Raw genomic sequence first — 23493 nt, 5'->3', positions numbered from 1 at the left:
GTGGCACAGCACAATCTCGGTACCGTGCTGAGCTTCGAGTTCGTCCGCACAGTCACCAAACGGCGGTTTTGGATCGGCACCTTGTCCGTTCCCCTGGTCCTTGCCGTGGTCTTCGGTCTCGTTTTCCTCAGCAACACCACCACGGATACCGCCGCCGAGGCCCAGAAGAGCGCCCAGTTCAGCATCGCGTACACGGACGCCTCGGGCCTTATCACCGCCGCGGACGCCGCGATCTTCGGAGCCACGGCGGCGGACTCCCCCGACGCCGGAATCCGGGCCGTGCAGTCCGGCGCTGTCGACGCGTACTTCGACTACCCGGCCCGCCCCGAATCGACCGCCGTGCGCGCCTACGGTGTGGACAAGGGGATATTCGAGAACGGCAAGTACGCCGCCGTCGCGCAGGCCATTCTGGCCCGCGCCGTCGAACAGAAGATCGGCGCGCCGCAACTGTCAGTGCTCGCCACCGGAAAACTCCAGATCGAAACCGTCACTTACAGCGGCGCCAAGGAATCCGGCGGGTTGGGCTCGGTGATTCCACCACTGATCTTCCTGGTGGTTTTCTACGGGCTGATCGTGCTGCTGGCCGGGCAGATGCTCAACTCCACGCTGGAGGAGAAGGAGAACCGCGTCACCGAAATGATCCTGACCACCCTCAAACCGACGACGCTCATCGCGGGCAAGGTGATCGCGCTCTTCGCGATTGGCCTGGTGCAGATGCTGGTGTTCCTGTCACCAATCGTGATCGCCCGGTTGTTCTTCCCCGAGGAGCTCAGCCTGGCCGCGCTGAACCTGCCCCCGCTGATCCTGGACCCGGTCCGGATGACAGTTGGCCTGCTGATCCTGGCCGGCGGCTTCGCCCTGTTCACCACCACCCTGGTGGCCATCGGCGCCGTGATGCCAACGGCCAAGGAAGCCGGAAATTTTATGGGCGCGATGATGGCGCTGATCTTTGTGCCGTTCTACGCCGTGGCCCTAGTGGTCTCCGATCCACAATCCCCGATTGTGCAGATCTTCACCTTTTTCCCGTTTTCCGCACCGGTCACCGCCCTGCTGCGCAACGGCTTCGGCTCCCTGAGCCTGCTTGAGGCCGGCATCGTGATCGTAATCCTGTATCTGGGCGCGGCAGTGATGCTCCGTGTGGCCGTGCGGCTCTTCCAGTACGGTTCCATCTCCTACACCTCGAAGGTCAACGTCCGCACCGCATTGCGTGCCGGGTCGCGGCACCGGCCCCCGGTCCGTCCCCCGACGGCGGCCCGCTGAGGGCTGTGGCTTCACCAGCGCGCTACTTACCCGCGCTTCCGGCAATCCCGTCCGCCGGCCGGAGGGAGGTGATCATGGTCCGGATGTCCTGGTATTCCAGTGTGGACGCGTACAGCTTCGCCTTCTCCAGATACGGCAGCGCGGGGTCCCCGGGCGTCTGGTTCAGCTCCGGACTGTACGTCCCGCCGAAGAAGGCGCCGCTCGGCGGCCACAGGAACAGGTGGAACATCGGGCACGCCGTAGCACCGGACTCTTCGGGAACCATGGTGATGCCGTAGGCGGCGATTGTGGACCGGGTTGCCAGCGCCTGCGTGTCCTCACCCCGGGACTCGAACACATAGCGCGGCGCTCCGGCGTCGGCGGCTCCGGGTTCGGCGAGCGCCACCATCGGCTGGGAGTCGAAGATCCGGTAAGCGGACTTATCGGTGCATTCCGCCCCGGTGGCAATGTTGGTCCGCAGACCCGCCATCTGTTTGCCACCGGCGTTCATCACGTCGACAAAATCGCCGGACAGTGCTCCGCCCGGGTCTTTGACCGTCCAGCCGGCGGGATAGTCGAAGGACAGCTCCCGGCCCGCTGTTGTGAATGTCCTCCAGCCCGACGCCGGCGTCCCGGGCTGCGTTGTTGCAGGCGTTGTTACGGGCGGCGGGACGGCTGTGGCGGCCGGCGGCGGGACGGGCGCCGTTGTGCTGCCCGGGCTCCCCGAGGCGGCCGGAGATGCGGCCGGAGCACCGCAGGACGTCAGCAGCAGCAAGCCCAAGCCCAAGCTGAAGTCCGCGGTTGCGGCGCGCGCGGTGTACACAGTTCGACTCATCACACCCCCTGGGAGACGACGTGTTGGAACCATTCTCGAACGTTGCGGCGCAGGCGGTAGGGGCTTTAGGCCCGTACCGGCCGCCACAGCCGGCCGTGACGCTACCCACGTTGACACGGCGCCGATTTCAATTGCCCGTCAAAGCTTGCTAGAGCTTAAACATATGGAAGAAGTCTTAAGTGAAGCCGTGCCCTATTTTGCCGTCGCCTGCGGCATTGCCGCCGGGTATTTCCTGTCCTGGCTGATTCGAAAGGTAGTGCTCCGGATAAACCGCGGACGGCACGAGCTGCAGGAGACGTCCCGGGTGGCCCGGGCCCCGCTGCGGATAGTGCTGGTGCTGATCGGCGTTAAGGTCGCGCTGGCCTTCACCACGCAGGGCGGTGGCTGGCGCACGCCGGTGGACCATCTGCTGCTGATCGCACTGATCGGCTCCATCGCCTGGCTCGCTATCGCCTTGCTGCTGATCGTGGAGACCCTGGTACTGCACCGCTACAGTGTGGACAAATCTGATAACCGGCGGGCCCGGCGGCTGCAGACCCAAATGATCCTGGCCCGGCGGATTGCCGTGGCCCTGATTGTGGTGCTGGCGGTAGGCAGCGCCATGCTGACCTTTCCGGCGGTCCAGGCCCTGGGCGCCGGCATCCTGGCCTCGGCCGGTGTGATCTCGATTGTGGCTGGCCTCGCGGCGCAAACCTCGCTGATCAACGTCTTCGCCGGTGTCCAGCTGGCCTTCACGGATGCGATCCGGGTGGGCGATGTGGTGGTGGTTGAGAAGGAATGGGGCCGAATCGAGGAAATCACCCTGACCTACGTGGTGGTTCACATCTGGGACGACCGTCGTATGATCCTCCCGTCAGTGCACTTCACCACCACACCTTTTGAGAACTGGACCCGCCGCCAGTCCGAGGTGATGGGCACCGTGGAGTTGGACCTCGACTGGCATGCCCCCTTGGAGGCCATGCGCGCGGAACTAAAAGCCGTGCTGGCCGAGACGGATCTTTGGGACAAGCGTGTGGGGGTCCTGCAGATCACCGACGCCACCAAGGGCTTTGTCCGGGTCCGCATCCTGGTCAGCGCCGCGGACAGTGCCGCGTTGTTTGACCTGCGCTGCCTCATCCGGGAAGAAATGGTGCTCTTCCTGCAAAAGGGACATCCCTCGGCCCTCCCCCACGTCAGGCTGGAAACCATGCCGGCTGCCCGCCCGGCGGCGAAGCCGGGTACCAAGGGCGAGGCTAAGGTTGCCGCGGCCGACGAGCAGGCCCGCACCCACGGGGACCCGCGCGATTCCCAGCTGTTTACCGGTTCCGTCGAAGCCATCGAACGCTCCCGGGCCTTCTCCGGGCCCGGCGAGGACGTCTTCGAGGACCGGGACAACGCCATCGCCGCGCAAAAGTAGGCCGGCCGGGTCTTCCCAGCTCCCACCCATTGGCCGATAATCAGACGTTGGCGAAACAGCAGGCGCAACCCAGTATCTGCTGAACAAGTCAGCCCAGGCACCATCCGTTCGATGAGTGAGGGAGCCAGAGATGAGCATTCCGCCGCCGCAAGAACCTGAGCCGTTTCCGCCGGAGCCGGGTCCCACCACGCCCGAGCCGCACCCCGGCGACCCGTTCCCGCCCGAGCCCGGGCCGTCCCCTTCCCCGGAACCCGGCCCCTACCCCGCACCCGGCCCGCTGCCGATTCCGGATCCCGGCCCGCTTTAGCTTCGGGCCGGCACCCAGGACACGCAAAAGACCCCTCGCCCACCGGATTCCGGCGTCGAGGGGTCTTTTGCGTGTCGCGGGGAATGCCGCGGGGAAGGCTGGTCGGCCGCTACGGCAGGACGATGTCGTGGGTCCTGTGGTCGTAGTGGATCACCAGCTGGCCGCCGGAGTGGTGCACCTCGTGGTTGGCGCCATCGAACGCACCGAAGGCGCCGAAATTCTCGGTCCAGGAGCGGTTGAGGGCGATCTTGAAGCTGTAGGAGCCGGCCGGGAGTTGCGCCGCGAGCTTCCAGAGCTGATCAACGAGATCCAGCTCCATTTGGGATTCGTCGTATTGCGGGGCCCAGTTGGCCGGGGCGCCCAGCAGGATGTTGAAGTCGCCGGCAACTGCCACTGCGTCCGGCTGCTCGACGGCGCCGACGCTGGCGGCGGGGGCCACGGACTTAACAGCCGGCGAAGCGGCAGCCGGGGCAGTGGCCGGGGCGGCGTCCGCCGCTTCAGCAGGTGCCTTGACGGCGGTTTTACGCTTGCGGACCGCCTTGGCGACGGGGGCGACGGCATCCTCGACAAGCTTGGCTGCCTTTTCCGCCACCCTGGCAACCTTCGGAGCGGCCTTCGGAGCGGCCTTCGCGGGCATGACGGCGGGCGCCGTAGGCAGCGGGGTGTCGGCGGGAACAGGGGTTCCGGCGTCGAGCGCTGCGGCGAAGGCTGCCGGGTCGGCGAAAGCGACGGTGGCGCGCTGGCCGTCCTCGGTGATCGTCCAGCCCGAACGGCCCTTGACCAGCCAGCCGGCCTTGACCAGCTTGGCAGTAGCTGTGGTCAGCGTCTTGTGACCGCGGGGGATGCCGCCGCTGAGCAGTTCACGCTCGAACTCGTTGAGCGGGACGCGGGCGATTGCCTCGCCCAGGACTGACCCGGCGTTCAGTTTCTCATCTGTCCACACGCCCTCGGCCAGGACGTCCAGTACGGCCTTCAGCCGGCGGGTGGTGTTTTCGGCAGTGTTCGCGCCCATGGGTCTCCTCTAGAAGCAATTGATCCATCTGCATTTTGCCAAGGATGGATGCGTTTCCGCGAGTAGCAACGGTTAACTCTGTGTGTCGTGACCCACTATGACAGCCTCAACGGGGGTCCGCGAGGGCCGAACCACCGGTACCCGTCAGTAGCAAACCCAGCGCAGGCCTCTCGGGGCCGGCGCCGGAGTCCGCGTCCGGCCCTCAGCGACCCCGCCGCGCTGCTAAAGCTTGGGGATCAGGACGGGGGTGTTCTTCTTGTACGCCTCGTAGTCGGCCTGGCCGCCCCACTTCTTGTCGGACTTCTGTTCCAGGAGCGGCACGCCGCTGACCCGGGTGAGCAGCAGGATAACAAACACCGGCGAGATCAGGGCCACCCACTGCCAGCCTTCCAGCGCCGGCGCGGCGATGACCGCGACGCCGATCCACAGCAGGATCTCGCCGAAGTAGTTCGGGTGGCGGGACTTCGACCACAGCCCGGTGGAGATAAAGTGGCCCTTGTTGGCGGCATCAGCGTTAAAGCGGCTCTTCTGCAGGTCCGCCACGGCCTCGATGGCAAACCCGACGGCCCACAGCACGAAGCCAATCAGCGCGAACCAATCGAGCGCCACGCGGGTAGCTGACGTGATGGCCACCCACGCCGCTGCGGCGGTGAAGACCACCCAGAGTCCCTGAATCGTCCACACATTCAGGAACCGCACAAAGGACGGCTTAATCTCGTCGAAGCGGTCATCCTTGCCGGCCTTGCTGATGCGGCGGAACAGGAAACTGCCCAGCCGCAGGGCCCAGACGAGGACCATGGCTGCCAGCAGCAGGGCCCGCGCGTCGATCCCCGGCGTGAGCAGGACCAGCAACAGTGTGATGGCAATGTAGGTCAGGGAGCCGGTCAGGTCGTAGAACTTCTCGGTCTGGGCTTTGAAAGAGGGAATAAACACCAGCCACTGGATGAGGAACGCCGCCCCCACCGCCATGGCGAAGGCGGGGATCGCGCCCACGGTGGCTCCACCCTGGCTGCCGGCCACGGCGATGAGTGCCGCCAGCAGCACGATCACGGGGAGGACAATAAGCGACTTTCGGACTGAATCCTTCACGAGGAATTCCTTTCACACGCGGGGCGGGACACTGCCGCGCCGCCCCGGAGGTGTTCCGCCGGGCATCAGCAGGTTTAGTCAATCTTATTTGATGATCAAATAAGATTGACTCGTCACGGGATCCGGAACGTCAGGAGTGGACATGACCGCGTCAAAGCAGCACCCGGCCACCTTGGCCCTGCAGAGCCTGTTCACGCTCGCCAACGAGACCGAACGTGAAATCGCCCGCGGCATGGGGCTGAACCTCACCGACTTCCGTGCGCTCTCGGCACTGGAAATCTCGGGGCAGGTTACGGTGGGCCAGCTCGCCGAGCAACTGGGAACAACCCCTGCAACCACCACGGCGATCGTTAGCCGGTTGGAGTCCCGCGGCTACGTGGCCCGGCACCGCAGTACTGAGGACCGCCGCCGGGTCCACGTCCGCCCCACTCCAGCGTCGTTCACAGCAATTACGGGCCTGATGCAGCCCCTGATGATTGCCTCCAACGAGCACCTCCGGCTGTTGCCTGCCGCAAACCAGACCGTCATCGCGGACTTCCTGCACGTCGCGCAGGGCATGATGCGCCACCATTTACACGCACTTTCCGAAAAGGACGCCCGATGAGCGAGTTCACCACCCCGCTGCTGGTCCAGGCCTCCGGCCATCGAAACGCCACGGAACTGCTCCTGCAACGGTTCCGGACCGCCCCGGAGCACATCGCCTTCGAAGTACGCGCCGCGCACGCCGACGTCACCGCACCGTGGCGGCAGGTGACCACCCGGCAATTCGTTGACGAGGTCCGGGCCTTCGCCAAGGGCCTCATCGCCGCCGGTCTGCAGCCGGGCGAATCACTCGCCATTATGTCCCCCACCCGATATGAGTGGGCACTGGCCGACATGGCAGCGTGGTTCGCGGGCGCCGTCGTGGTCCCCGTCTACGAGACCTCGGCCGCTCCCCAGGTGACTGCCATCCTCGCCGACGCCGACGTCCGGCTGGCGATAGCCGGCACCGCTGAGCATGCCCTCTTGCTGGAGCAAGGGTTTGCACAGTCCGGGATACCGTGCCTGGGGGTCTGGACGATGGATGCCGGCCCGGGGCCGGACCTGGCCGAGCTCGTGGCCCGCGGGGCCGGCATCACCGACGACGCGGTGGAGGAACGGCGCCTGCTGGCAGACCTCGACTCGGTCGCGACCATCGTCTATACCTCCGGCACCACCGCCGCGCCCAAGGGCGCCCTGATCACCCACGGCAACTTCGTGGGGCAGGTGCTCAACGTGGCCGCCGCCTACACCGGGGTGGTCCGGGAGGGCGGCAACACCATTATCTTCCTGCCGATGGCCCACGTGTTAGCCCGCGGACTGCAGCTGACCTGCCTTGCCAACGGCATGCGTATTGCGCACCTCGCGGACCCCCGGGACGTTGTGCCCGCCCTCGGCGCACTGCAGCCCACCTTCCTGGTGGTGGTCCCCCGCGTCTTGCAGAAGATCCAGGCGACTGCCGCGGCCGCCGCCGCGCAGAAGCATCTGGGCCGGGTGTGGGCGTCTGCGCAGAGCACGGCAGTGGCTTGGGGCCGGCTGGCTGAAGCCCGCGACGCCGACCCGACCGTCAGGCCCGCCCGCGGCCTGCGCATCCGGCATGCGCTCTTCGATCGCCTGTTCTACGCCCGGCTCCGGACGCTGATGGGCGGACGCCTGGACTACCTGCTCTCCGGCGCCGCCGCGCTCGACGCCGAGTTGTCCCTGTTCTTCCGGGGCCTTGGCCTGCCGGTCATCGAGGGCTACGGCCTTACCGAAACAACCGCCCCGCTGACCGGGAATATGCCCGGCTCGATCCGGGCCGGGTCGGTGGGAGTCCCGATGCCCGGCACCACCGTGCGCCTCTCGGACCAGGGCGAGGTACTCGCCCACGGAGTCGGGGTCTTCGCAGGCTACCGCAGGCCGGCCGACAACGCTGACGCGTTCGAGGACGGGTTTTTCCGCACCGGCGACCTCGGCGAACTCGACGAGCTGGGACGGCTCACCCTCAAGGGCCGGATCAAGGACGTTATTGTCACTGCCGGCGGCAAGACCATCTCCCCCGCAATTTGGGAAGGCTACGTCGAGGGCGACCCCTTGGTGGCACACGCCGTCATGGTGGGAGAAGGCAAACCCTTCCTCGGCGGCCTTGTGCTGCTGGATCCGGAGTCCGTCGCTGCGTGGGCGGAGCGCGAGGGCATCGCCGATCTGGCCGGCCTGCGGATTCCGGACGACGGCGGCGCCGTCCAGATCGACGACGTTCGGCTCCTCACCGCGATTGGCAAGGCGGTCAGCTCCGCCAACGCCAAAATCGCGCGCTCCGAGCAGGTCCGCCGGTTTGTGTTGCTGCTCGCGGACCTCAGCGAAGCCAACGGCATCGTGACCCCCACGATGAAACTCAAGCGCGCCGCGTTCACCGCCCGCGCCCACCACATCGTGGACAACCTCTACGCCGAACCCAGGAGCCAGGCATGAACGTTCGAACCAGGAATTGGCTGCTGTCCTACGCAGTCACCGCTGTCATCTTCGCAGTCATCGACGTTGCGTGGATCACCATCGTGGCGAATCGACAGTACGAGAGCCAGATCGGCGACCTGCTGGCCCCCAGCGTCAATCTGGCCGGCGCCGTTGTGTTCTACCTGGTCTACGTCGCCGGGATTGTGCACTACGGCGTCCGGCCCAACCACCGGGCCGCGACGCTGCGGCAGCGGGTGCTGGGAGCCGCGCTGTTCGGATTCTTCAGCTACGCAACGTGGGCGCTGACCGCGCTCGCCGTCCTCAAGGACTTCCCGGTCCTGGTGGCCTTGACCGACATTGCCTGGGGCGCCGCGGTCTGCAGCGCCGTCACCTGGCTCACCGCAACCCTCCTGCGGCGTATCCTCTCCCGGGCCGGCACGCCCGGGTAGGCCGCCGTGCCGGAATAGGCCGTCACGCCCGCATAGGCCGAAGCGCCGTCACGCCGCCGCTTCGGGCGCCCAAAAAGTGCCGGGGCGGCGGGGGCGTCAGTGCCCCGACGCTGCCAGTTCGGCCAGCAGCTCCATCTTCCGTTCCTCGCTCGCGAACGAGGAACGGATCGAGTTCGCTGCCATCCGCACGCAGTCGAACTCGGAAAGGCCGATCACCGACTTGAGCTGCGCGAAGTTGTCATCCACATGGCCGCCGAAGTACGCCGGATCATCCGAGTTCACACTCACGTTCAGACCCGCCGCGAGCATAGCCGGCAGCGGGTGCTGCTTCAGGGTGTCCACGGCGCGCAGCCGGACGTTGGAGAGCGGACATACCGTCAGCGGTGTGAGCTCCTGCACCAGCCGTTCCACCAGTTCGGGGTCCTCCATGCAGCGGATGCCGTGGTCGATCCGTTCCGCGTCCAGGAGGTCCAGCGCGTCCGTGATGTACGACGGCGGGCCCTCCTCGCCGGCATGCGCGATCCGGCGCAGCCCGGCGTCCTTTGCCCGGGCGAACAGCCGCTGGAACTTGGCCGGCGGATTACCCACCTCGGCCGAGTCGAGTCCGATGCCCACAATCGGCGCTTCCATGGCGAGCAACTCCTCCAGCACCTCCAGCGCGGAGTCTTCGGCGAGGTCGCGCAGGAACGCGGCGATCAGCAGGGTGGAGATCCCGAACTCCTCGCGGGAGGTCGCCAGCACCGACACCACGCCGCTAACGCAGGTCGCCAGGGCCACCCCGCGGGCCAGGTGCGCCTGCGGATCCAGCATAATCTCGGCGTGCCGGACGCCGGCGAGCGCCGCCCGGGTCAGGTAGGCCCGGGTCATGTCGGCAAAGTCCTGCTCGGTCTGCAGTACGGCCATGTTGGCGTAGTAGAGATCCAGGAATGACTGCAGGTCCGTGAACTCGTAGCGGGACCGCAGCTCGTCCAGATCCGCATACGGCAGCTGGATTCCGTTGCGTTCCGCGAGGGCGAAGATCAGTTCGGGCTCGAGGGTGCCTTCGATGTGCAGGTGGAGTTCCGCCACCGGCAGTGGGCCGTACACTTCCTGCGGAACCTCGGCGAAATCGTGGACCTCGGGGGCAGGTACCAGCGGGCTGTCCGGGGTAGCGCCCTCGGTGGCGGGCACGCCGTCGTAAGTTTCCATTGGGTAAGGATATGCCCGCAGACTGCATGGACCGATAGAGTCGATAAGATGCACACTGATCAGCATGCTTCCAATGTGTCCGGCGCGGTGATGTCAGGGCTGGGTCCCGACGATTCCTCCGATGGCTTTGTTCGTGTGCGCGGCGCCCGCGAGAACAACCTTCGGAACGTGGACGTGGATGTGCCGCGCGATGCAATCGTCGCGTTCACCGGCGTCTCCGGCTCCGGCAAGTCCTCCCTGGCCTTCGGCACCATTTACGCCGAGGCCCAGCGACGGTACTTCGAGTCCGTGGCCCCCTACGCCCGGCGGCTCATCCAGCAGGGCCACAACCCGAAAGTGGAAATGATCACGGGCCTGCCGCCCGCCGTGGCGCTGCAGCAGCGACGCGGTACGCCCAGCTCCCGCTCAACGGTGGGCACTGTCACCACCCTGTCCAATTCGCTGCGGATGCTCTTTTCCCGCGCCGGCAGCTACCCAGACGGCGCCAGCCCCCTCGACTCGGACGCGTTCTCCCCCAACACCGCCGCCGGGGCCTGCCCGAAATGCCACGGCCTGGGTGTCGCCTACGCCGTTACCGAATCCTCCCTGGTGCCGGACACCTCGCTGAGCATCCGCGACGGTGCGATCGCCGCCTGGCCCGGGGCATGGCAGGGCAAGAACCTGCGCGACATCCTCACGCACCTGGGCTACGACGTCGATACGCCCTGGCGCAAGCTGTCCAAAAAGGACCGCGACTGGATCCTTTTCACCGAGGAACAGCCCGTTGTGGAAGTCACGCCGCAGCGCGACCGGGTGGCTAAGCCCTACAAGGGACGCTTCTGGAGCGCAAAGAGCTACGTGCTGCACACCCTGGCCGATACCAAAAGCAGCACCATGCGGGATCGGGTGCTGCGCTTTATGGACACCGGACCGTGCCCGGTCTGCGGCGGCAGCGGCCTGACCCCGGCCGCCCTGGCCGTGACGTTCGCCGGCCGCACCATCGCTGAACTCAACGGCGTGCCCATGACGGAGCTGGCCGAGATCATTCGCCCCACCGCTGAGCTGAAGTCCGCCGGAACCGCCTCGCGCAGGCTGAGCTCCGGGGAGGACAATGAGGTGGCGGTCGCCATCACCCGGGACCTGCTGCAGCGGGTGAGTGTGCTGTTGGACCTCGGCTTGGGCTACTTGGCCTTGGGCCGGGCCACACCCACCCTCTCGCCCGGGGAAATGCAGCGCCTCCGGATCGCCACCCAGCTCCGCTCCGGGCTCTTCGGCGTGATCTACGTGCTGGATGAGCCCTCCGCCGGCCTGCACCCTGCCGACGCCGAGCCGCTGCTGGCTGTCCTGGACCTGCTCAAGTCCTCCGGCAACTCCGTTTTTGTGGTGGAACACAACATGGACGTCGTCCGGCGCGCCGACTGGCTGGTGGACGTCGGCCCGCGCGCCGGTGAAGGCGGCGGCGAGGTGCTCTACAGCGGCCCGGTCGCCGGGCTTGCCGGGGTGGATGCCTCCGTGACCCGGCCCTATCTGTTCCCGGACGAGGCACAGAACACCACGGACGACGGCCGTTCCCGCCGGGAAGCTGCCGGTTGGCTCGAACTGCGCGACATCAGCCGCCACAACCTGCGCGGACTCGACGCCGATTTCCCGCTGGGCGTACTCACCGCGGTGACCGGCGTCTCCGGCTCCGGCAAATCGACGCTGGTCAGCCATGTCCTCGCCGAGGTGGTCCACGCCCACCTGCATCCTGGCGATGCAGACGCTGCACCGGCACCCGACGACCTGGAATCCGAAGCCGGCGAGCCAGCCGGCGAACTCAGCGTTGGCCCCGTTTCCGGACTGGACCAGTTGGACCGGCTGGTAAAAGTCGACCAGAAGCCTATCGGCCGCACACCGCGGTCCAACCTCGCCACGTACACCGGACTGTTCGACGCCGTCCGGAAGGAGTTTGCGGCCACCGACGAGGCCCGCGCCCGCGGCTTCGGGGCCGGCCGTTTCTCCTTCAACGTCGCGGGCGGACGCTGCGAAACCTGCCAGGGCGAGGGCTTTGTCGCGGTCGAACTGGTATTCCTGCCCGGCAGCTACGGACCGTGCCCGGTATGCGACGGCTCGCGCTACAACCCGGAAACCCTGGAGGTCACCTACCGCGGCAAAAACGTCGCCGAGGTGCTTGGTATGACAGTTAACGCTGCGGCCGAATTCCTGGCGACGGTCCCTGCCGCCGCCCGCAGCCTGCAGACCCTGCGCGAAGTGGGCCTGGGCTACCTCAGGCTGGGCCAGCCGGCCACCGAACTCTCCGGCGGCGAAGCCCAGCGCATCAAGCTCGCCACCGAACTGCAGCGAGCCCAGCGCGGCCATTCGCTCTACCTGCTGGACGAGCCCACCACGGGACTGCACCCGGCCGACGTCGAGCTCCTGATGGCCCAGCTGCACCGGTTGGTCGACGCCGGCAACACGGTCATTGTGGTCGAGCACGAGATGGACGTGGTGGCCGCGGCGGACTGGGTGATCGACCTGGGCCCGGCCGGCGGCGATGCCGGGGGCACGATCGTCGCCGTCGGGACGCCCGCCGTGGTCGCACAGTCCCCGGCGAGCCGGACGGCGCCGTATCTGGCGACCGTGCTGGGCTGAGGCAGATAGCGGCCCCTACCCCGGCGGCACGCCACGTTGCGGTGGTCCCGCTCAGCGGCGAAAGCTACACCATCCAAAGCGGCGACACCTTGAGCAAAACCGCGGAACAGTTCCACCTGGCCGGCGGTTGGCAGGTCCTGGCCGATGCCAACTCAGCCAGCATCGGCGACCCTGACCTGGTGTTCCCGGGCCAGGTGCTGCAGCTGCCGGCCTAGCCGGCCCGCGGAATTTCGCGAACAATCCGGACTTTCCAGGCCGTGTCGTCGCTGGTATCCAGCAGCGCCACGGTGCCCATGGCGAGATGCAGCGCCACCCGCTTGGCGGCGAGCAGCTCAAGGTAGAGGCCCTCATTCATCCGGACCGGGGCATCGATGACGTACTTCACGGCGTCCCGGACTTTGCGGTAGTTGTCGCTCTTTTCGCGCTTGAGGTGCAGCTCCAGCAGTCCACGCTGGCGGATCTTAGGCTCGTGACGGTTCAGCCAGGTCACCGCCGCGTGGACTGCCACCACCAGAACGAGCGAGACGATGTAGATCTCCCAGCCACTGGAGAGCAGGAACAAGGGAAAGTTGGCGATCGCCACCACGGCGATAAATAGGCGGAACGCGAGGATGCGGCGCATGGTCAGTGCCACGGAGGCCAGTGCCACGCGGAATCCGTTCTCCTCTGTCCGCGCGGCCGCCGGATCGATGGTGAACTCCTCCAACACCAGGATCCCGTTCGCCTCGGGGCTGAGCATCTGTCCATACTTGGGCAAGTGGCCGGCCTCAGGCCGCGCCGCAGAGTCAGTAGCAAGCTTCTTTGGCATGGGCGCGTCTTCCGGGCGGCAGGGATGTGTTGTGCTATTGTAGGCGCCGTCGCCCGCGGCTGTCTGTCCCGTTCCAAAATGTGAACACGCTCACCCGCGGCCGTCAGTAATTGGCGCATTGGCTCCGTGGCCTCAAACTGGAGAGATGCAGACCTTTCTCCCCTTCCCCGATTTCCAGCAGAGCGCAGCGGCCCTGGACCGCGAGCGGCTCGGCAAGCAGCGAGTTGAAGCGCTGCAGATCCTGCGCGCGCTGGTGATTCCGGAGTACGGCTGGCAGTCGCACCCGGCAATCCGGATGTGGATGGGATATGTTCCGGCGCTTACCCTCTTCGGCCTGACAGTGGTGGACGAGTGGACGAAGGGCGGCGGCGAGGACACCACACGCGAGAAGATCATGGAGTTCGCACCGCAGGCTGCACACCCCGATTACGCCTCGAAGATCCCGATGCCGCCATGGCTCGGCGCCCCCGAACTGCACCTCAGCCACCGCTCCCGTCTGGTCGCCAAGGACCCTCGGTTCTACGCGCCGCTGTTCCCGGACACCGAGCATGACCTGGAGTATGTCTGGCCCGAACCCAGGCTTGAGCTGGTCCCGGAGGACCCGTCCGGCGACCGCATGTGGGTCCTTCGCCTGCCGCTGGGTGATACCGAGCCGCAGAAGCTGGAGACTGTCAGCCTTCCGCCCGCGGGCCGGGCCAAGGCTGCGCCCGCAAACGAGGATGAGTACCAGTTCGTTTACGCCGACTCCGGCTCCCGCCGACCCGCGAAACAACGCAAGCTTCCGCCGAAGCAGCTCGTCAAAAAGCCCACCCGCAAACGCCAGCAGCAGGAAGAGGCGTTTAACACACTTCCGGGCAACTCCACCGTTGCCATCCCGTTCGACGGCGGTGCATCCTTCGCCGTAGGCAAGGTCCTGGGCCGTCCGATCACCGTGGAAGGCCGATTCGCACGGAACTTCCAGGTCGACGAGATCCTGGACCGCTCGGCCTTCGACTACCCGGCGCTGCTGCAGGATCCCCGGGTCTTCTTCCCGATCCCGGCGCGCTAGCCAGGATTCGGCGGCCGGGCTGCCGAAATGCTGGCAGACTGGCCCCATGAGCGTACTTATGGCCGGTTGCGGCGATCTGGGAACCGAAGCCGGCCTGCGGTTCGCGGCGGCGGGTTACCGTGTGGTGGGCTGGCGGCGATCGCCGGAGAAACTTCCGGCCGCCATCGAAGGTGCTGCGGCTGACCTGGCCGCCGGCGACCTGCCGCCCGTCCCCGCGGACACCACCGCCGTCGTCGTCGCGATTGCGGCAGACTCCCCCACCGAGGCGGCCTACCGTGCCGCTTACCTCGACGGGCTTTCGAACGTAGTGGACGCCGTCCTGCGCTCCGGCGCCCCGGTCCGGCGCGTCCTCTTTGTCTCCTCGACAGCCGTCTACGGCGACGCTGGCGGCGAATGGATCGACGAAAGCACAACGCCGGAACCCGGCGGTTTCTCGGGGCGCATCATCCGCGAGGCGGAGGAAGTGCTCTACCGCCGCCTGCGCGGCACCGGCATCACCCCGGTGGTGCTGCGGCTCGGCGGGATCTACGGTCCTGGGCGGACCCGACTCATCGATCAGGTGCGCAGTGGAGCCGCGGTCATCCCGGCGGAATCGCGCTTCACCAACCGTATCCACCGCGACGACGCCGCTGCCGCGATCGTCCATTTGTGCACCATGGACGCGCTTCCCGGGCCCGTGTACCTCGGCGTGGACAATGAACCGGCCGAGCAAGGCGAGGTGTTGAGTTTCCTGGCCGCCGAGCTGGGACTTCCCCTGCCGCCGTCGGACACCGGCGGGCAGAGCGGTGAGCCGAACAAGGGCAGCGGCGAGCCCTCGCGCGGCGGCAACAAGCGCTGCAGCAACAACCTGCTGCGAAGTACCGGCTTCGCGTTCTACTACCCGAGTTTTCGGGAGGGTTACCGGGCGATGCTTGCCGGCGCCGGAGTCCGGCACCCCTGAGCTGCTGCGCTGGATTCGCGCTGGATTTCAGCAGCCTCAACTGTGAAGGAAACGATGGATTTCAAAGAAATTATCCAAATTGTCGGCGGCTTCATGGACATCGCCGGGGTGGCCGTGATGGTCATCGGCGCCGTGGTGTCGATTCCGATGGCGTTGCGTGGCTTCCAGCCGAGCAACCTGCCGGCAGGGGCCGCGCCGTTTTCGCCGTACCGCTCGTACCGGCAATTGCTGGGCCGTTCCATCCTGCTCGGACTCGAACTCCTGGTCGCGGCCGACATCATCCGGACTGTCGCCGTTACCCCGACCTTCGAAAGCGTCGGCGTGCTTGCCATCATTGTGTTGATCCGGACCTTCCTGAGCTTCTCACTTGAGCTCGAGATCACCGGCCAGTGGCCCTGGCAGAAGCAAAGGACCGAGTCGCCCGCCGCGGCGCCCGGGTCCGAAGGTGACGCCGGGTCCGAAGGTGACGCCGGGTCCGGGTCGAGGCTGGTCGGCAGTTCCTCTCCTGGACGAATCCCGACTTCTGAACTAGCGGGGACCGACCGGTGAACCGTGATCCTTGGCCCAGCGCCCCAGAGCTTCCGGCGCCTATCATCATGGACCAGCGGTGGCTGGACGCGGTGTTCCTGCACTGGCGCATCCCGGCTGCCGCTGCGGCACCATTTATGCCGGCGGGTGTGGTGCCGGACGTCTTTGACGGGTCTGCCTGGGTGGGACTGATCGGATTCCGGATGCAAGGCGCAGGCCTGGGCAGCGGACCCGGAATCCCGTATTTCGGGAGCTTCAACGAGATCAACGTGCGCCTCTACTCCCGGGAGCCCGACGGGACGCGGGGTGTGGTCTTCCTGAGCCTCGATGCGACACGACTGGCGGTGGTACTGGCAGCGCGCGCCGCCGGTATTCCGTATGTGTGGTCCCGGGCGGGCTTCCGCGGCGAGCCTGCTCCGGACCGTGCAGGCCCGATCACCGGAACGGCAGGCCCGGTCACCGGAACGGCAGGGCCGGTCACCGGAACGGCAGGGCCGGTCGCCGGAACGGCAGGGCCGGTCGCCGGAACGGCAGGGCCGGTCGGCCTCCGTGCCGGGTACTGGGTGCGGCGGTTTCGGGGCGGCGCCCGGAGCGACTTTGAGGTTTGCCCGGAATCTGACGTCGAAGCGACTGACCCGCTATCCATCCACCTCACCGCCCGATTCGGGTTGCACACCCGGTTTCGTGGCAGGACCTTGTACGTTCCTAACACCCACGTTGCCTGGCCGCTGTTCCGCGCGCAGCTGACTCAGCTTGAGGATCAGCTCGTTGCCGCCGCCGGCATTCACGTCGCGGGTGCGCCCGAATCGGTGCTCTACTCTCCCGGGGTCCGCACCCAGTTTGGCCGGCCCCGTGTGCTGGATGGCGCTTCCTGACGTGCTGGCCCGCACTGACACGTCGCGATTTTCGTCGTTTTGGTGCCCAGCGGCGGGATTTCGGCACTGCGCTGGCGGCGTTGCGATAAATGTCGGACCCCCTTGAGAGAGTGGGTTTATGGAAGCCGAGAAGGATTTCATTCCTTGCCAGGACATGGACCGGGGCGCTGCTCCGGCCGGGCAATCCGGTGTGGGTGCTGCCTTGGCCGCGCTCCGGGGAGCAGGTTCGACGGCGGCGGCGGACGCGGCGTTGCGGGGCTTCCGGGCCGCGTCGGATTTCGCCGGCGCGGTGGAGGAACTCGCCCGGTGTGTGGAGTATCTGCAGCTCGTAGCGGCCGACGCCGTGGACCGGACCCGGAAGCAGCCCTCGGCCGGTGGCACAACCGCCGGCACTTCCTGGACCACCGGCTGGCGGGTGGACTCCGGCGACGGCCCGAGCAACGGGTCCGGCGCCGCGCCGGCGGTTGCTGCAACGGTTGCGGCAGCGGTTGCGGCAGCGCCGGTTGCAGCAGCGGTTGCGGCAGCGCCGGTTGCTGCAACGGTTGCGGCAGCGCCGGTTGCAGCAGCAGATGACGGGTACCGGAACACCGCGGAGTTCCTGCGGGCACGGTTGCGGATCAGTGCAGCCGAGGCCCGGCGCCGGCTGTCCCTAGCCGGCACGCTCTTGCCGCGACAGGGATTCAGCGGCCAGCAGCTTCCTCCCCGGTACGCGGAACTCGGCGCCGTCGTGGCCGCCGGCGAAGTCGGGTCCCGGCCCGCGACCATCATCGCCCTGGCCCTGGACCGGGTCCGGCACCTCTGCGATACCGCGACCGCCCAGCAGATGGAGCACGCCCTGGCCCGCACCGCCGCGGAGAACGACCCGGACTTCCTGGCCCGCGTGGCCCGAAGCTGGACCGATGCGATTGATCAGGACGGTGCCGAACCCTCCGAAGAACTGCTCCGCCAACTCCAGGGCGCCTTTATCCGCAAACCCCGCCACGGGCTTCGGCACCTGGAAATCTTCGCGACCACCGAGCAGTTCGAATACCTCCTCACCGTTATGAACACCGGCACTAATCCCCGCACCAGCCCTCCGAAAACACCCGCACCTGCCACCGGCACAGGATCAGCGGCCATGGAAGCCGCGGGTGCTGCCGCCCTGAACGCCACGGCCCCCTGGTCCGGCAACGACCCCTGGCCCGGCAGCAACTCTTGGTCCGGCAGCGACGGGAGCGTCCCGGAGATCGACCTGGACCGCCGCTCCCGCCCGCAGAAACTCCTCGACGGACTGGTCGGAGGTTGCAAAGCCGCCCTCACTACCGGGAACCTCCCCGTCGCCGGAGGATTGCGCCCCCAGGTCATCGCCACCATCGACTACCGCGACCTGCTCAGCCGGCTCGGAACGGACGGGACCAACACCATAAACGGCAAAGCGGCCGGTGGCGGGACCGCCAATGACCCGTTGGCGCAGACCGGGACGCTGCTGTTCACCGGACCCGTCACCGCCGCCACCGTCCGGAAAATCGCCTGCGACGCGGACATCATCCCCGTCCTGCTCGGCAGCGAAGGCCGAATCCTGGACATCGGCCGGGCCACCCGGGTTTTCCCGCCCCACCTTCGCAAGGCCCTCACCGCCCGGGACCAGGGCTGCGCGTTCCCCGGCTGCACCACCCCGGCACCTTGGTGCGAAGCCCACCACATCACTTACTGGTCCCGCGGCGGAACAACGGGCATAGACAACGGAACCCTGCTGTGCTCACACCACCACCACCTAATCCACAAAGAGCAATGGACCATCCAGATCCGCACCGGCGTCCCCTGGTTCATCCCGCCGCCGCACCTCGACCCACGGCAAAAACCCCGCCGCAACCGCTTCTTCCACCCCACCACCCACTACACCGCGCCCCATCCCCCCGGACTTCCGCCTGAAGCTGCTGGCAGCCCCCCGGACGCCGCCGGGCCTGATTCGATGGCGCAGTATGGAGCGGCCAGTTGCGAGTTATCTCGATGATGGAGATATCCTGGAACGGTGAAGGACATAACGCCGGATGACCCCGGCAGCCCAGCGGCGGCAGCTCCGCCCGATGACCCCGCGACAGCCGGCGGGGCCGAGTCCTTAGCCCGCACCGGGCTTGCCCCGGGCGTGCCGGCTACACCGCCCCAGCCCGCACAGCCCCGGCCCCAAAACCGGAAGCCGAACAGCCTCCGATCGGCAGTCCTGTACTGGAGCGGCGCTTTTGCTGCGGTCGCGCTGCTCGCGGTCCCGATCTCGATCTTGTTGGGCAACAGCGCCGTCCCCGCCGGCCACCCGGCGTTGCCGATCCTGCTGCTGGTTGCCGCCGGCCTGGGCATCCTGTGGATGCTTATCCTCCTCAGACGTTCGCCACTTTTCCATCCCGGTCCCCTGTTCCAGCGCTCGACGCCGATCAGCCGGCCGGACCCGAACAACCAGAGGACCGCCGCAAATAGCCGCCAACAACTGCCCACTGCCTCAAGCTGGCAGCTGGCCCGCGGACTTGCGGTCCGGATCGCGGCGCTGGGTCTTGTTGCGGGGTTGGTCTGGCTCAGCCCGTTCCCCTACCAGCCCAGCGGAGACGATGGCCAAACCAAGGGAACCACCGCCGAGGACGCCACGTCCATCACCCTCACGCCGGAAGGAAAACCCAGCGCGGGGCTGATCTTTTATCCCGGCGCACGCGTTGACGCGCACGCGTACCGGGACATCCTGGGCCCGCTCGTAAACGCCGGCCACCTGGTCGTCATCTTGAAGGTACCCCTGGGCATCGCCCTGCTGGACACCAGCCAGGCCCGCGGAGTGATGGACCGGCACCCGGACATCACAGCCTGGGCCATCGGCGGACATTCCCTCGGCGGAGTGAGCGCAGCCGGCTTCGCGAAATCGAACGGGGATGTCGCCGGACTTCTACTCTTCGCTTCGTTCCCCGCAGCCAGCCTGGCGGAGTCCACCGGCCTTGCCGTGCTGTCCATTTCCGGATCGAATGACCGCCTGACCACTCCGGAGAAGGTCGCGGAGTCCAAGTCCCTGCTCCCGCCGACGTCTACTTACGCGACTGTCGAGGGCGGAGTTCATGCTTTCTTCGGAGACTATGGTGAGCAGCCGGGTGATGGCCAGCCGGCCATCACAAGGGAACAGGCCCAGCAGCAGATCACCGCCGAGTCCGTCGGCTTTATGAACCGGCTGCGGGGCTGACGGACTCCGGCCAGGGCCAATCATGTCCGCTAGCGCCCGGCGGCGTACCCTTGCGCACCGCGGGGATTGGCTGCGGCCTGCAGGACGCCGGTCGAGGGGTCACGAATGACCGCGGAGAGCCGTCCCAGCGTCCAGCCGCCAGCTCGGGTGACGACGTGACCCCGGCGTTCAAGTCCGGCTATAACGTCCTCTCCCAGCCGGTCCTCAACGACGGCGCCGCCTGGCTCCCAGGTGCGCGGCCAGAACGAACCGGGCATCGACGTCGTATGGAAGGTGGGCGCATCGATGGCCTGCTGCGGTGTGTAACCGCCAACAATCGTCCGGAGCAGGTACGGCAGCTGCCATTGATCCTGTTGGTCACCGCCCGGCGACCCCAAGGCAGTCACTGCCCTCCCGTCCCGAAGCACGAGGGTCGGCGTCAGCGTGGTCCGGGGCCGCTTGCCCGGCGTCAGCGTGGAGGGTGTGCCCGGTTCGAGCCAGGTCATCTGGAGCCGGGTGCCGAGGCAGAAGCCCAGCTCCGGGATAGCGGGCGAGGACTGCAGCCATCCTCCCGAGGGTGTGGCAGAGACCATGTTGCCCCAGCGGTCCACGACGTCGATATGGCAGGTATCGCCGCGGGTCTCGCCGCTCGGCGCCACGGTCGGCTCTCCCACCCCGAATCCCGCAGCACGTGCCCCCGCGAGCGCCGGCGTTGGATAGCCGGTGCGCAGTACGGGCATATACGGCACCCGCCCGGGCACCGACCCCGGCCTGAGCTGGTGCGAGGCCCGCTCGCCGATGAGCGCCCGGCGGCCTGCGCAGTACTCGGCCGACAACAGATACTCCAGCGGCACGTCAGTGTCACCGTAGTAGGCTTCCCGGTCTGCGAGCGCCAGCTTCTGGGCCTCCAGGATGGTATGCGCTCCGAGCTCGGTGGATGGATCCAGGTACCGGTCAGCGAACCCCTCGAGAATGGCAAGTGCCTGAAGTAGCGCCGGGCCCTGCCCCCACGGCCCTGTCTTGGCGATTGTGTGCCCCCGGAACTCCACGGTGGCGGCCGGTTCGTAGCCGGCCTCGAACCCGGCGAGATCTTCCAACGCCAGGACTCCGCGATGGTCTTTGCCGGAGGAGTGCCGGTGCGGCGTCCGGGCGGACTTCACCATGGCGTCTGCTGCGAAGCCTCCGCGCCATTCACGTCGGGCGGCGTCGATCCTGGCCACACGGGAGCGACTTGCCGGGGACTCGTCCGGTATCCCGGCCGGAGGGGTTGCCCCGGCGTCGACGAGCCGCTGCAGGGTTCGGGCATAGGCGGGGTTCCGAACCAGCTCACCCTCGGCCGGGATCCGTCCGCCGGGCATCCACAGCTCGGCCGAGGTGGGCCAATGCGTACGGAAAAGCTCCGCCACGGCAGCGATCGTTGTCCCTACCCGGCCCAGCATCGGATGCCCGTCGCGGGCATAGCCGATGGCGAACTCCAGCACCTCGCCGAGTTCCCAGGTCCCGTGATCACGCAACAGCAGCAGCCACGCGTCAACGGCGGCGGGCACCGCGGCGGCGAGGGCACCCGAGCCCGGCACCAAATCAAGGCCTTCCGCGCGGTAGTGATCCACGGTGGCCCGCGCGGGCGCCGGACCCTGACCCATCAGGACTACCGGTATGCCCGGTTCCGCCGCGGTGGCGAAGATGGCGGTCATGTCGCCGCCGGGACCGTTCAGGTGCGGCTCGACTACGTGCAGCACAAACGCTCCGGCCGTCGCGGCGTCGAACGCGTTCCCGCCGCGTTCCAGCACGGCCTGGGCGGCCGCCGTCGCAAGCCAATGCGTGGAGGCGCTCATCCCGAAGGTGCCCTGCAGTGTGGGCCGGGTGGTGAACGCATCCGGTCCCGTGAACCCGGCAGCGGAGCCGCCTTGCCGGGTCACGGGTCCGCCGGCAGCGTCAGCCAAACAGCGCCGCCACGCGGGTGAGGGTCTCATAGATGCCGTAGGCCAGCGGGGCACCGACCAGCGCCCAGGCGATGACCATCTTCCCGGTGGACTTGTTCACTGATGTCTGTGCGGTACTCATTTCAAGCCTCCATGGCGGGTTCGTCGTTACGGACCTGGTCCGGGCGGGGTTCGTGGAACCGGGCATCGACCGGTTTGACCAGCAGGTTGGCCACAAAGCCGATGATCAGCAGCCCCACCATGGTCAGCAGCGCGGGCTGGTAGGACCCGGCGGTCAGCTGGCCGGGTTTGCCCTGGGCGTCAAGGAAGGCGTTCACGATCAACGGCCCGGCGATGCCGGCCGCGGACCAGGCCGTAAGGAGCCTGCCGTGGATAGCGCCAACCTGGAAGGTGCCGAAGAGATCCCGCAAGTACGCCGGGGCGGTCGCGAAGCCGCCGCCGTAGAAGGAGATGATTACGAAGGCGAGCGCCACGTAGAGGAAGGTCGTGGTGGAACCGGCTAGCGCCAGTACCGTATAAAGCACGGCGCCGATGCCGAGGAACACCATGTAGATGCGCTTGCGCCCGGTCGTATCCGAGGTGGCTGACCAGGCGAAGCGGCCGGACATGTTGCCGATCGAGAGCAGCCCGACGAAGCCGGAGGCGACTGCGGCACTGACCAGGGACACACCGTCGGACTGGCGGAAGAAGTCCTGGATCATCGGCGCTGCCTGCTCCAGGATGCCGATTCCGGCCGTGACGTTGCAGAAGAGGGCCACCCACACGAGCCAGAACTGGCGGGTCTTCACAGCGTTCACTGCGGAGACATTGTCAGTAGTGATCAGCTTGGCCGCCTTGACCTTGCTCGGGTCAAAGCCGGCCGGTCGCCACCCCTCGGCCGGGACCTTGATGGTGAATGCGCCGAACATCATGTAGGCCAAATACACAACAGCGAGGGTCAGGAAAAGCTTGCCGACGGAGTCGCCGCTGGCCACCCAGCCCTTGGCGCCGGAGTTGGGGTCATACATCTTCAGCAGCGCGGTGGAGACCGGGCTGGCGATCAGGGCACCGCCGCCAAAGCCCATAATGGCCATACCGGTCGCGAGGCCCGGGCGGTCCGGGAACCACTTGATCAGCGTGGAAACCGGGGAGATGTAGCCGATCCCCAGGCCAATGCCGCCGATGAAACCGTAACCGAGGTAGACCAGCCACAGTTGGCCGCTGAAGATACCCAGCGAACCGACGACAAAACCGCTGGCCCAGAACACGGCCGAGGTGAACATCGCCTTGCGCGGACCGTTTTTGTCCACCCAGGTCCCCATGATGGCGGCCGAAAGTCCCAGCATCACAATCGCGATGGAGAAGATCACGCCGATCTCGGTCAGGCTGGCGCCGAAGTGCTTGACCAGCGCCGTCTTGTAAACGCTCGTGGCGTACGCCTGCCCGATGCACAGGTGCACGGCCAGCGCGGCCGGTGGCACCAGCCATCGATTGAATCCCGGCGGGGCAATCGTTTGTTCACGGTCCAGCCAGCCCATAATGTGTTCCCTTTGCTCGTCGAAGACCTCGGTGTCCAGCGATTTTAGAGGCGAAAGACCCCAAGATGAGCCGTTGCCTCCGGCAA

The 23493-nt window shown here is 67.2% G+C and carries 20 protein-coding genes and 1 pseudogene; 13 read left to right on the top strand and 8 right to left on the bottom strand.

Going from position 1 to position 23493, the window contains the following annotated elements:
• Complete coding sequence (locus tag QK287_RS11580; RefSeq protein ID WP_226774102.1) at nucleotides 1-1260, top strand: ABC transporter permease; 1260 nt, start codon at nucleotides 1-3, stop codon at nucleotides 1258-1260.
• 22 nt (nucleotides 1261-1282) lie between these two features.
• Here the strand turns inward: QK287_RS11580 and QK287_RS11575 are convergent, their stop codons facing one another.
• Nucleotides 1283-2074: a hypothetical protein gene (locus QK287_RS11575; protein WP_282360125.1), complete on the bottom strand. Its 792-nt coding sequence runs from the start codon at nucleotides 2072-2074 to the stop codon at nucleotides 1283-1285.
• Nucleotides 2075-2237: 163 nt separating this feature from the next.
• Here QK287_RS11575 and QK287_RS11570 point away from each other — a divergent pair, with 163 nt between their 5' ends.
• Nucleotides 2238-3470 carry a mechanosensitive ion channel family protein gene (locus QK287_RS11570; RefSeq protein WP_282360124.1) on the top strand — a complete coding sequence of 411 codons (1233 nt, stop codon included), beginning with the start codon at nucleotides 2238-2240 and terminating at the stop codon, nucleotides 3468-3470.
• A gap of 416 nt (nucleotides 3471-3886) precedes the next feature.
• On the opposite strand, the gene QK287_RS11565 is transcribed toward QK287_RS11570, so the two are convergent.
• Both QK287_RS11565 and QK287_RS11560 read right to left on the bottom strand, forming a co-directional pair.
• A complete protein-coding gene (locus tag QK287_RS11565; RefSeq protein ID WP_282360123.1) occupies nucleotides 3887-4789 on the bottom strand; it encodes a glycosidase in 903 nt (300 codons plus the stop codon).
• A gap of 222 nt (nucleotides 4790-5011) precedes the next feature.
• Nucleotides 5012-5878, bottom strand: a complete 867-nt coding sequence (locus tag QK287_RS11560; protein ID WP_226776021.1) for a DUF1295 domain-containing protein — start codon at nucleotides 5876-5878, stop codon at nucleotides 5012-5014.
• 142 nt (nucleotides 5879-6020) lie between these two features.
• Here QK287_RS11560 and QK287_RS11555 point away from each other — a divergent pair, with 142 nt between their 5' ends.
• From QK287_RS11555 to QK287_RS11545, 3 genes are read left to right on the top strand one after another with little or no spacing between them, the layout of a single operon-like run.
• Nucleotides 6021-6482 (top strand): MarR family transcriptional regulator, encoded by a 462-nt coding sequence (locus QK287_RS11555; RefSeq protein WP_226776022.1) that lies wholly within the window; start codon nucleotides 6021-6023, stop codon nucleotides 6480-6482.
• Nucleotides 6479-8347 (top strand): AMP-dependent synthetase/ligase, encoded by a 1869-nt coding sequence (locus tag QK287_RS11550; RefSeq protein ID WP_282360122.1) that lies wholly within the window; start codon nucleotides 6479-6481, stop codon nucleotides 8345-8347. Before QK287_RS11555 ends, QK287_RS11550 begins: the two co-directional genes overlap by 4 nt.
• Complete coding sequence (locus QK287_RS11545) at nucleotides 8344-8778, top strand: DUF2177 family protein (RefSeq protein WP_226776024.1); 435 nt, start codon at nucleotides 8344-8346, stop codon at nucleotides 8776-8778. Before QK287_RS11550 ends, QK287_RS11545 begins: the two co-directional genes overlap by 4 nt.
• A 96-nt stretch (nucleotides 8779-8874) precedes the next feature.
• Here the strand turns inward: QK287_RS11545 and QK287_RS11540 are convergent, their stop codons facing one another.
• Nucleotides 8875-9966, bottom strand: coding sequence for an adenosine deaminase (locus QK287_RS11540; RefSeq protein WP_226776025.1), 1092 nt, complete (start codon nucleotides 9964-9966; stop codon nucleotides 8875-8877).
• 90 nt (nucleotides 9967-10056) lie between these two features.
• Between QK287_RS11540 and uvrA the strand changes: the two genes are divergently transcribed.
• Together uvrA and QK287_RS11530 are read left to right on the top strand one after the other, a co-directional pair.
• Entirely contained in the window at nucleotides 10057-12576 is a 2520-nt protein-coding gene (uvrA, locus tag QK287_RS11535) for an excinuclease ABC subunit UvrA (RefSeq protein WP_282360198.1), read from the top strand.
• Between the two features lie 41 nt (nucleotides 12577-12617).
• Complete coding sequence (locus QK287_RS11530) at nucleotides 12618-12791, top strand: LysM peptidoglycan-binding domain-containing protein (protein ID WP_348774712.1); 174 nt, start codon at nucleotides 12618-12620, stop codon at nucleotides 12789-12791.
• Here the strand turns inward: QK287_RS11530 and QK287_RS11525 are convergent.
• Nucleotides 12788-13315, bottom strand: coding sequence for a hypothetical protein (locus QK287_RS11525; RefSeq protein ID WP_226776032.1), 528 nt, complete (start codon nucleotides 13313-13315; stop codon nucleotides 12788-12790). The two genes, QK287_RS11530 and QK287_RS11525, sit on opposite strands and share 4 nt — an antisense overlap.
• A 214-nt stretch (nucleotides 13316-13529) precedes the next feature.
• On the opposite strand from QK287_RS11525, the gene QK287_RS11520 reads away from it, so the two are divergent.
• The 6 genes and pseudogenes from QK287_RS11520 (at nucleotide 13530) to QK287_RS11495 (ending at nucleotide 19968) form a co-directional block, all read left to right on the top strand.
• On the top strand, nucleotides 13530-14432 hold the full coding sequence (locus QK287_RS11520; protein WP_282360121.1) for an MSMEG_6728 family protein: 903 nt from the start codon (nucleotides 13530-13532) through the stop codon (nucleotides 14430-14432).
• Between the two features lie 46 nt (nucleotides 14433-14478).
• Nucleotides 14479-15372, top strand: coding sequence for an SDR family oxidoreductase (locus QK287_RS11515; protein WP_282360120.1), 894 nt, complete (start codon nucleotides 14479-14481; stop codon nucleotides 15370-15372).
• A 54-nt stretch (nucleotides 15373-15426) separates the two neighbouring features.
• Nucleotides 15427-15783: pseudogene (locus QK287_RS11510) on the top strand (DUF1622 domain-containing protein); the annotation flags it as partial.
• A 185-nt stretch (nucleotides 15784-15968) separates the two neighbouring features.
• Nucleotides 15969-16775, top strand: coding sequence for a DUF2071 domain-containing protein (locus QK287_RS11505; protein ID WP_282360119.1), 807 nt, complete (start codon nucleotides 15969-15971; stop codon nucleotides 16773-16775).
• Nucleotides 16776-16893: 118 nt separating this feature from the next.
• Nucleotides 16894-18768, top strand: a complete 1875-nt coding sequence (locus QK287_RS11500) for an HNH endonuclease signature motif containing protein (protein WP_282360118.1) — start codon at nucleotides 16894-16896, stop codon at nucleotides 18766-18768.
• A gap of 18 nt (nucleotides 18769-18786) precedes the next feature.
• A complete protein-coding gene (locus tag QK287_RS11495; RefSeq protein WP_282360117.1) occupies nucleotides 18787-19968 on the top strand; it encodes an alpha/beta hydrolase in 1182 nt (393 codons plus the stop codon).
• Nucleotides 19969-19997: 29 nt separating this feature from the next.
• Here QK287_RS11495 and QK287_RS11490 read toward each other — a convergent pair whose 3' ends face one another.
• From QK287_RS11490 to QK287_RS11480, 3 genes are all read right to left on the bottom strand, one after another.
• Entirely contained in the window at nucleotides 19998-21782 is a 1785-nt protein-coding gene (locus tag QK287_RS11490) for a gamma-glutamyltransferase (protein ID WP_226776468.1), read from the bottom strand.
• Between the two features lie 100 nt (nucleotides 21783-21882).
• Nucleotides 21883-22011, bottom strand: coding sequence for a hypothetical protein (locus tag QK287_RS11485; RefSeq protein ID WP_256447069.1), 129 nt, complete (start codon nucleotides 22009-22011; stop codon nucleotides 21883-21885).
• 1 nt (nucleotide 22012) lies between these two features.
• The gene (locus QK287_RS11480; RefSeq protein WP_226776467.1) at nucleotides 22013-23407 is read right to left on the bottom strand and encodes an OFA family MFS transporter; all 1395 of its coding nucleotides are present in this window, start codon (nucleotides 23405-23407) and stop codon (nucleotides 22013-22015) included.
• Between the last annotated feature and the right edge of the window lie 86 nt (nucleotides 23408-23493).

Origin of the sequence: Arthrobacter sp. AL05 (genome assembly GCF_029960715.1) — a bacterium.
Classification (GTDB): Bacteria; Actinomycetota; Actinomycetes; order Actinomycetales; family Micrococcaceae; genus Arthrobacter.
This window is presented reverse-complemented; position numbering and strand designations above follow the sequence as displayed.

What these genes read in the sequence shown, in the direction of transcription:
- QK287_RS11500 (WP_282360118.1), top strand. Translation starts at nt 16,894, where the DNA reads ATGGAAGCCGAGAAGGATTTCATTCCTTGCCAGGACATGGACCGGGGC.
- QK287_RS11575 (WP_282360125.1), bottom strand. Translation starts at nt 2,074, where the DNA reads ATGAGTCGAACTGTGTACACCGCGCGCGCCGCAACCGCGGACTTCAGC.
- QK287_RS11555 (WP_226776022.1), top strand. Translation starts at nt 6,021, where the DNA reads ATGACCGCGTCAAAGCAGCACCCGGCCACCTTGGCCCTGCAGAGCCTG.
- QK287_RS11570 (WP_282360124.1), top strand. Translation starts at nt 2,238, where the DNA reads ATGGAAGAAGTCTTAAGTGAAGCCGTGCCCTATTTTGCCGTCGCCTGC.
- QK287_RS11480 (WP_226776467.1), bottom strand. Translation starts at nt 23,407, where the DNA reads ATGGGCTGGCTGGACCGTGAACAAACGATTGCCCCGCCGGGATTCAAT.
- QK287_RS11545 (WP_226776024.1), top strand. Translation starts at nt 8,344, where the DNA reads ATGAACGTTCGAACCAGGAATTGGCTGCTGTCCTACGCAGTCACCGCT.
- QK287_RS11525 (WP_226776032.1), bottom strand. Translation starts at nt 13,315, where the DNA reads ATGCTCAGCCCCGAGGCGAACGGGATCCTGGTGTTGGAGGAGTTCACC.
- uvrA (WP_282360198.1), top strand. Translation starts at nt 10,057, where the DNA reads ATGTCAGGGCTGGGTCCCGACGATTCCTCCGATGGCTTTGTTCGTGTG.
- QK287_RS11565 (WP_282360123.1), bottom strand. Translation starts at nt 4,789, where the DNA reads ATGGGCGCGAACACTGCCGAAAACACCACCCGCCGGCTGAAGGCCGTA.
- QK287_RS11490 (WP_226776468.1), bottom strand. Translation starts at nt 21,782, where the DNA reads ATGAGCGCCTCCACGCATTGGCTTGCGACGGCGGCCGCCCAGGCCGTG.
- QK287_RS11550 (WP_282360122.1), top strand. Translation starts at nt 6,479, where the DNA reads ATGAGCGAGTTCACCACCCCGCTGCTGGTCCAGGCCTCCGGCCATCGA.
- QK287_RS11515 (WP_282360120.1), top strand. Translation starts at nt 14,479, where the DNA reads ATGAGCGTACTTATGGCCGGTTGCGGCGATCTGGGAACCGAAGCCGGC.
- QK287_RS11505 (WP_282360119.1), top strand. Translation starts at nt 15,969, where the DNA reads ATGGACCAGCGGTGGCTGGACGCGGTGTTCCTGCACTGGCGCATCCCG.
- QK287_RS11540 (WP_226776025.1), bottom strand. Translation starts at nt 9,966, where the DNA reads ATGGAAACTTACGACGGCGTGCCCGCCACCGAGGGCGCTACCCCGGAC.
- QK287_RS11485 (WP_256447069.1), bottom strand. Translation starts at nt 22,011, where the DNA reads ATGAGTACCGCACAGACATCAGTGAACAAGTCCACCGGGAAGATGGTC.
- QK287_RS11520 (WP_282360121.1), top strand. Translation starts at nt 13,530, where the DNA reads ATGCAGACCTTTCTCCCCTTCCCCGATTTCCAGCAGAGCGCAGCGGCC.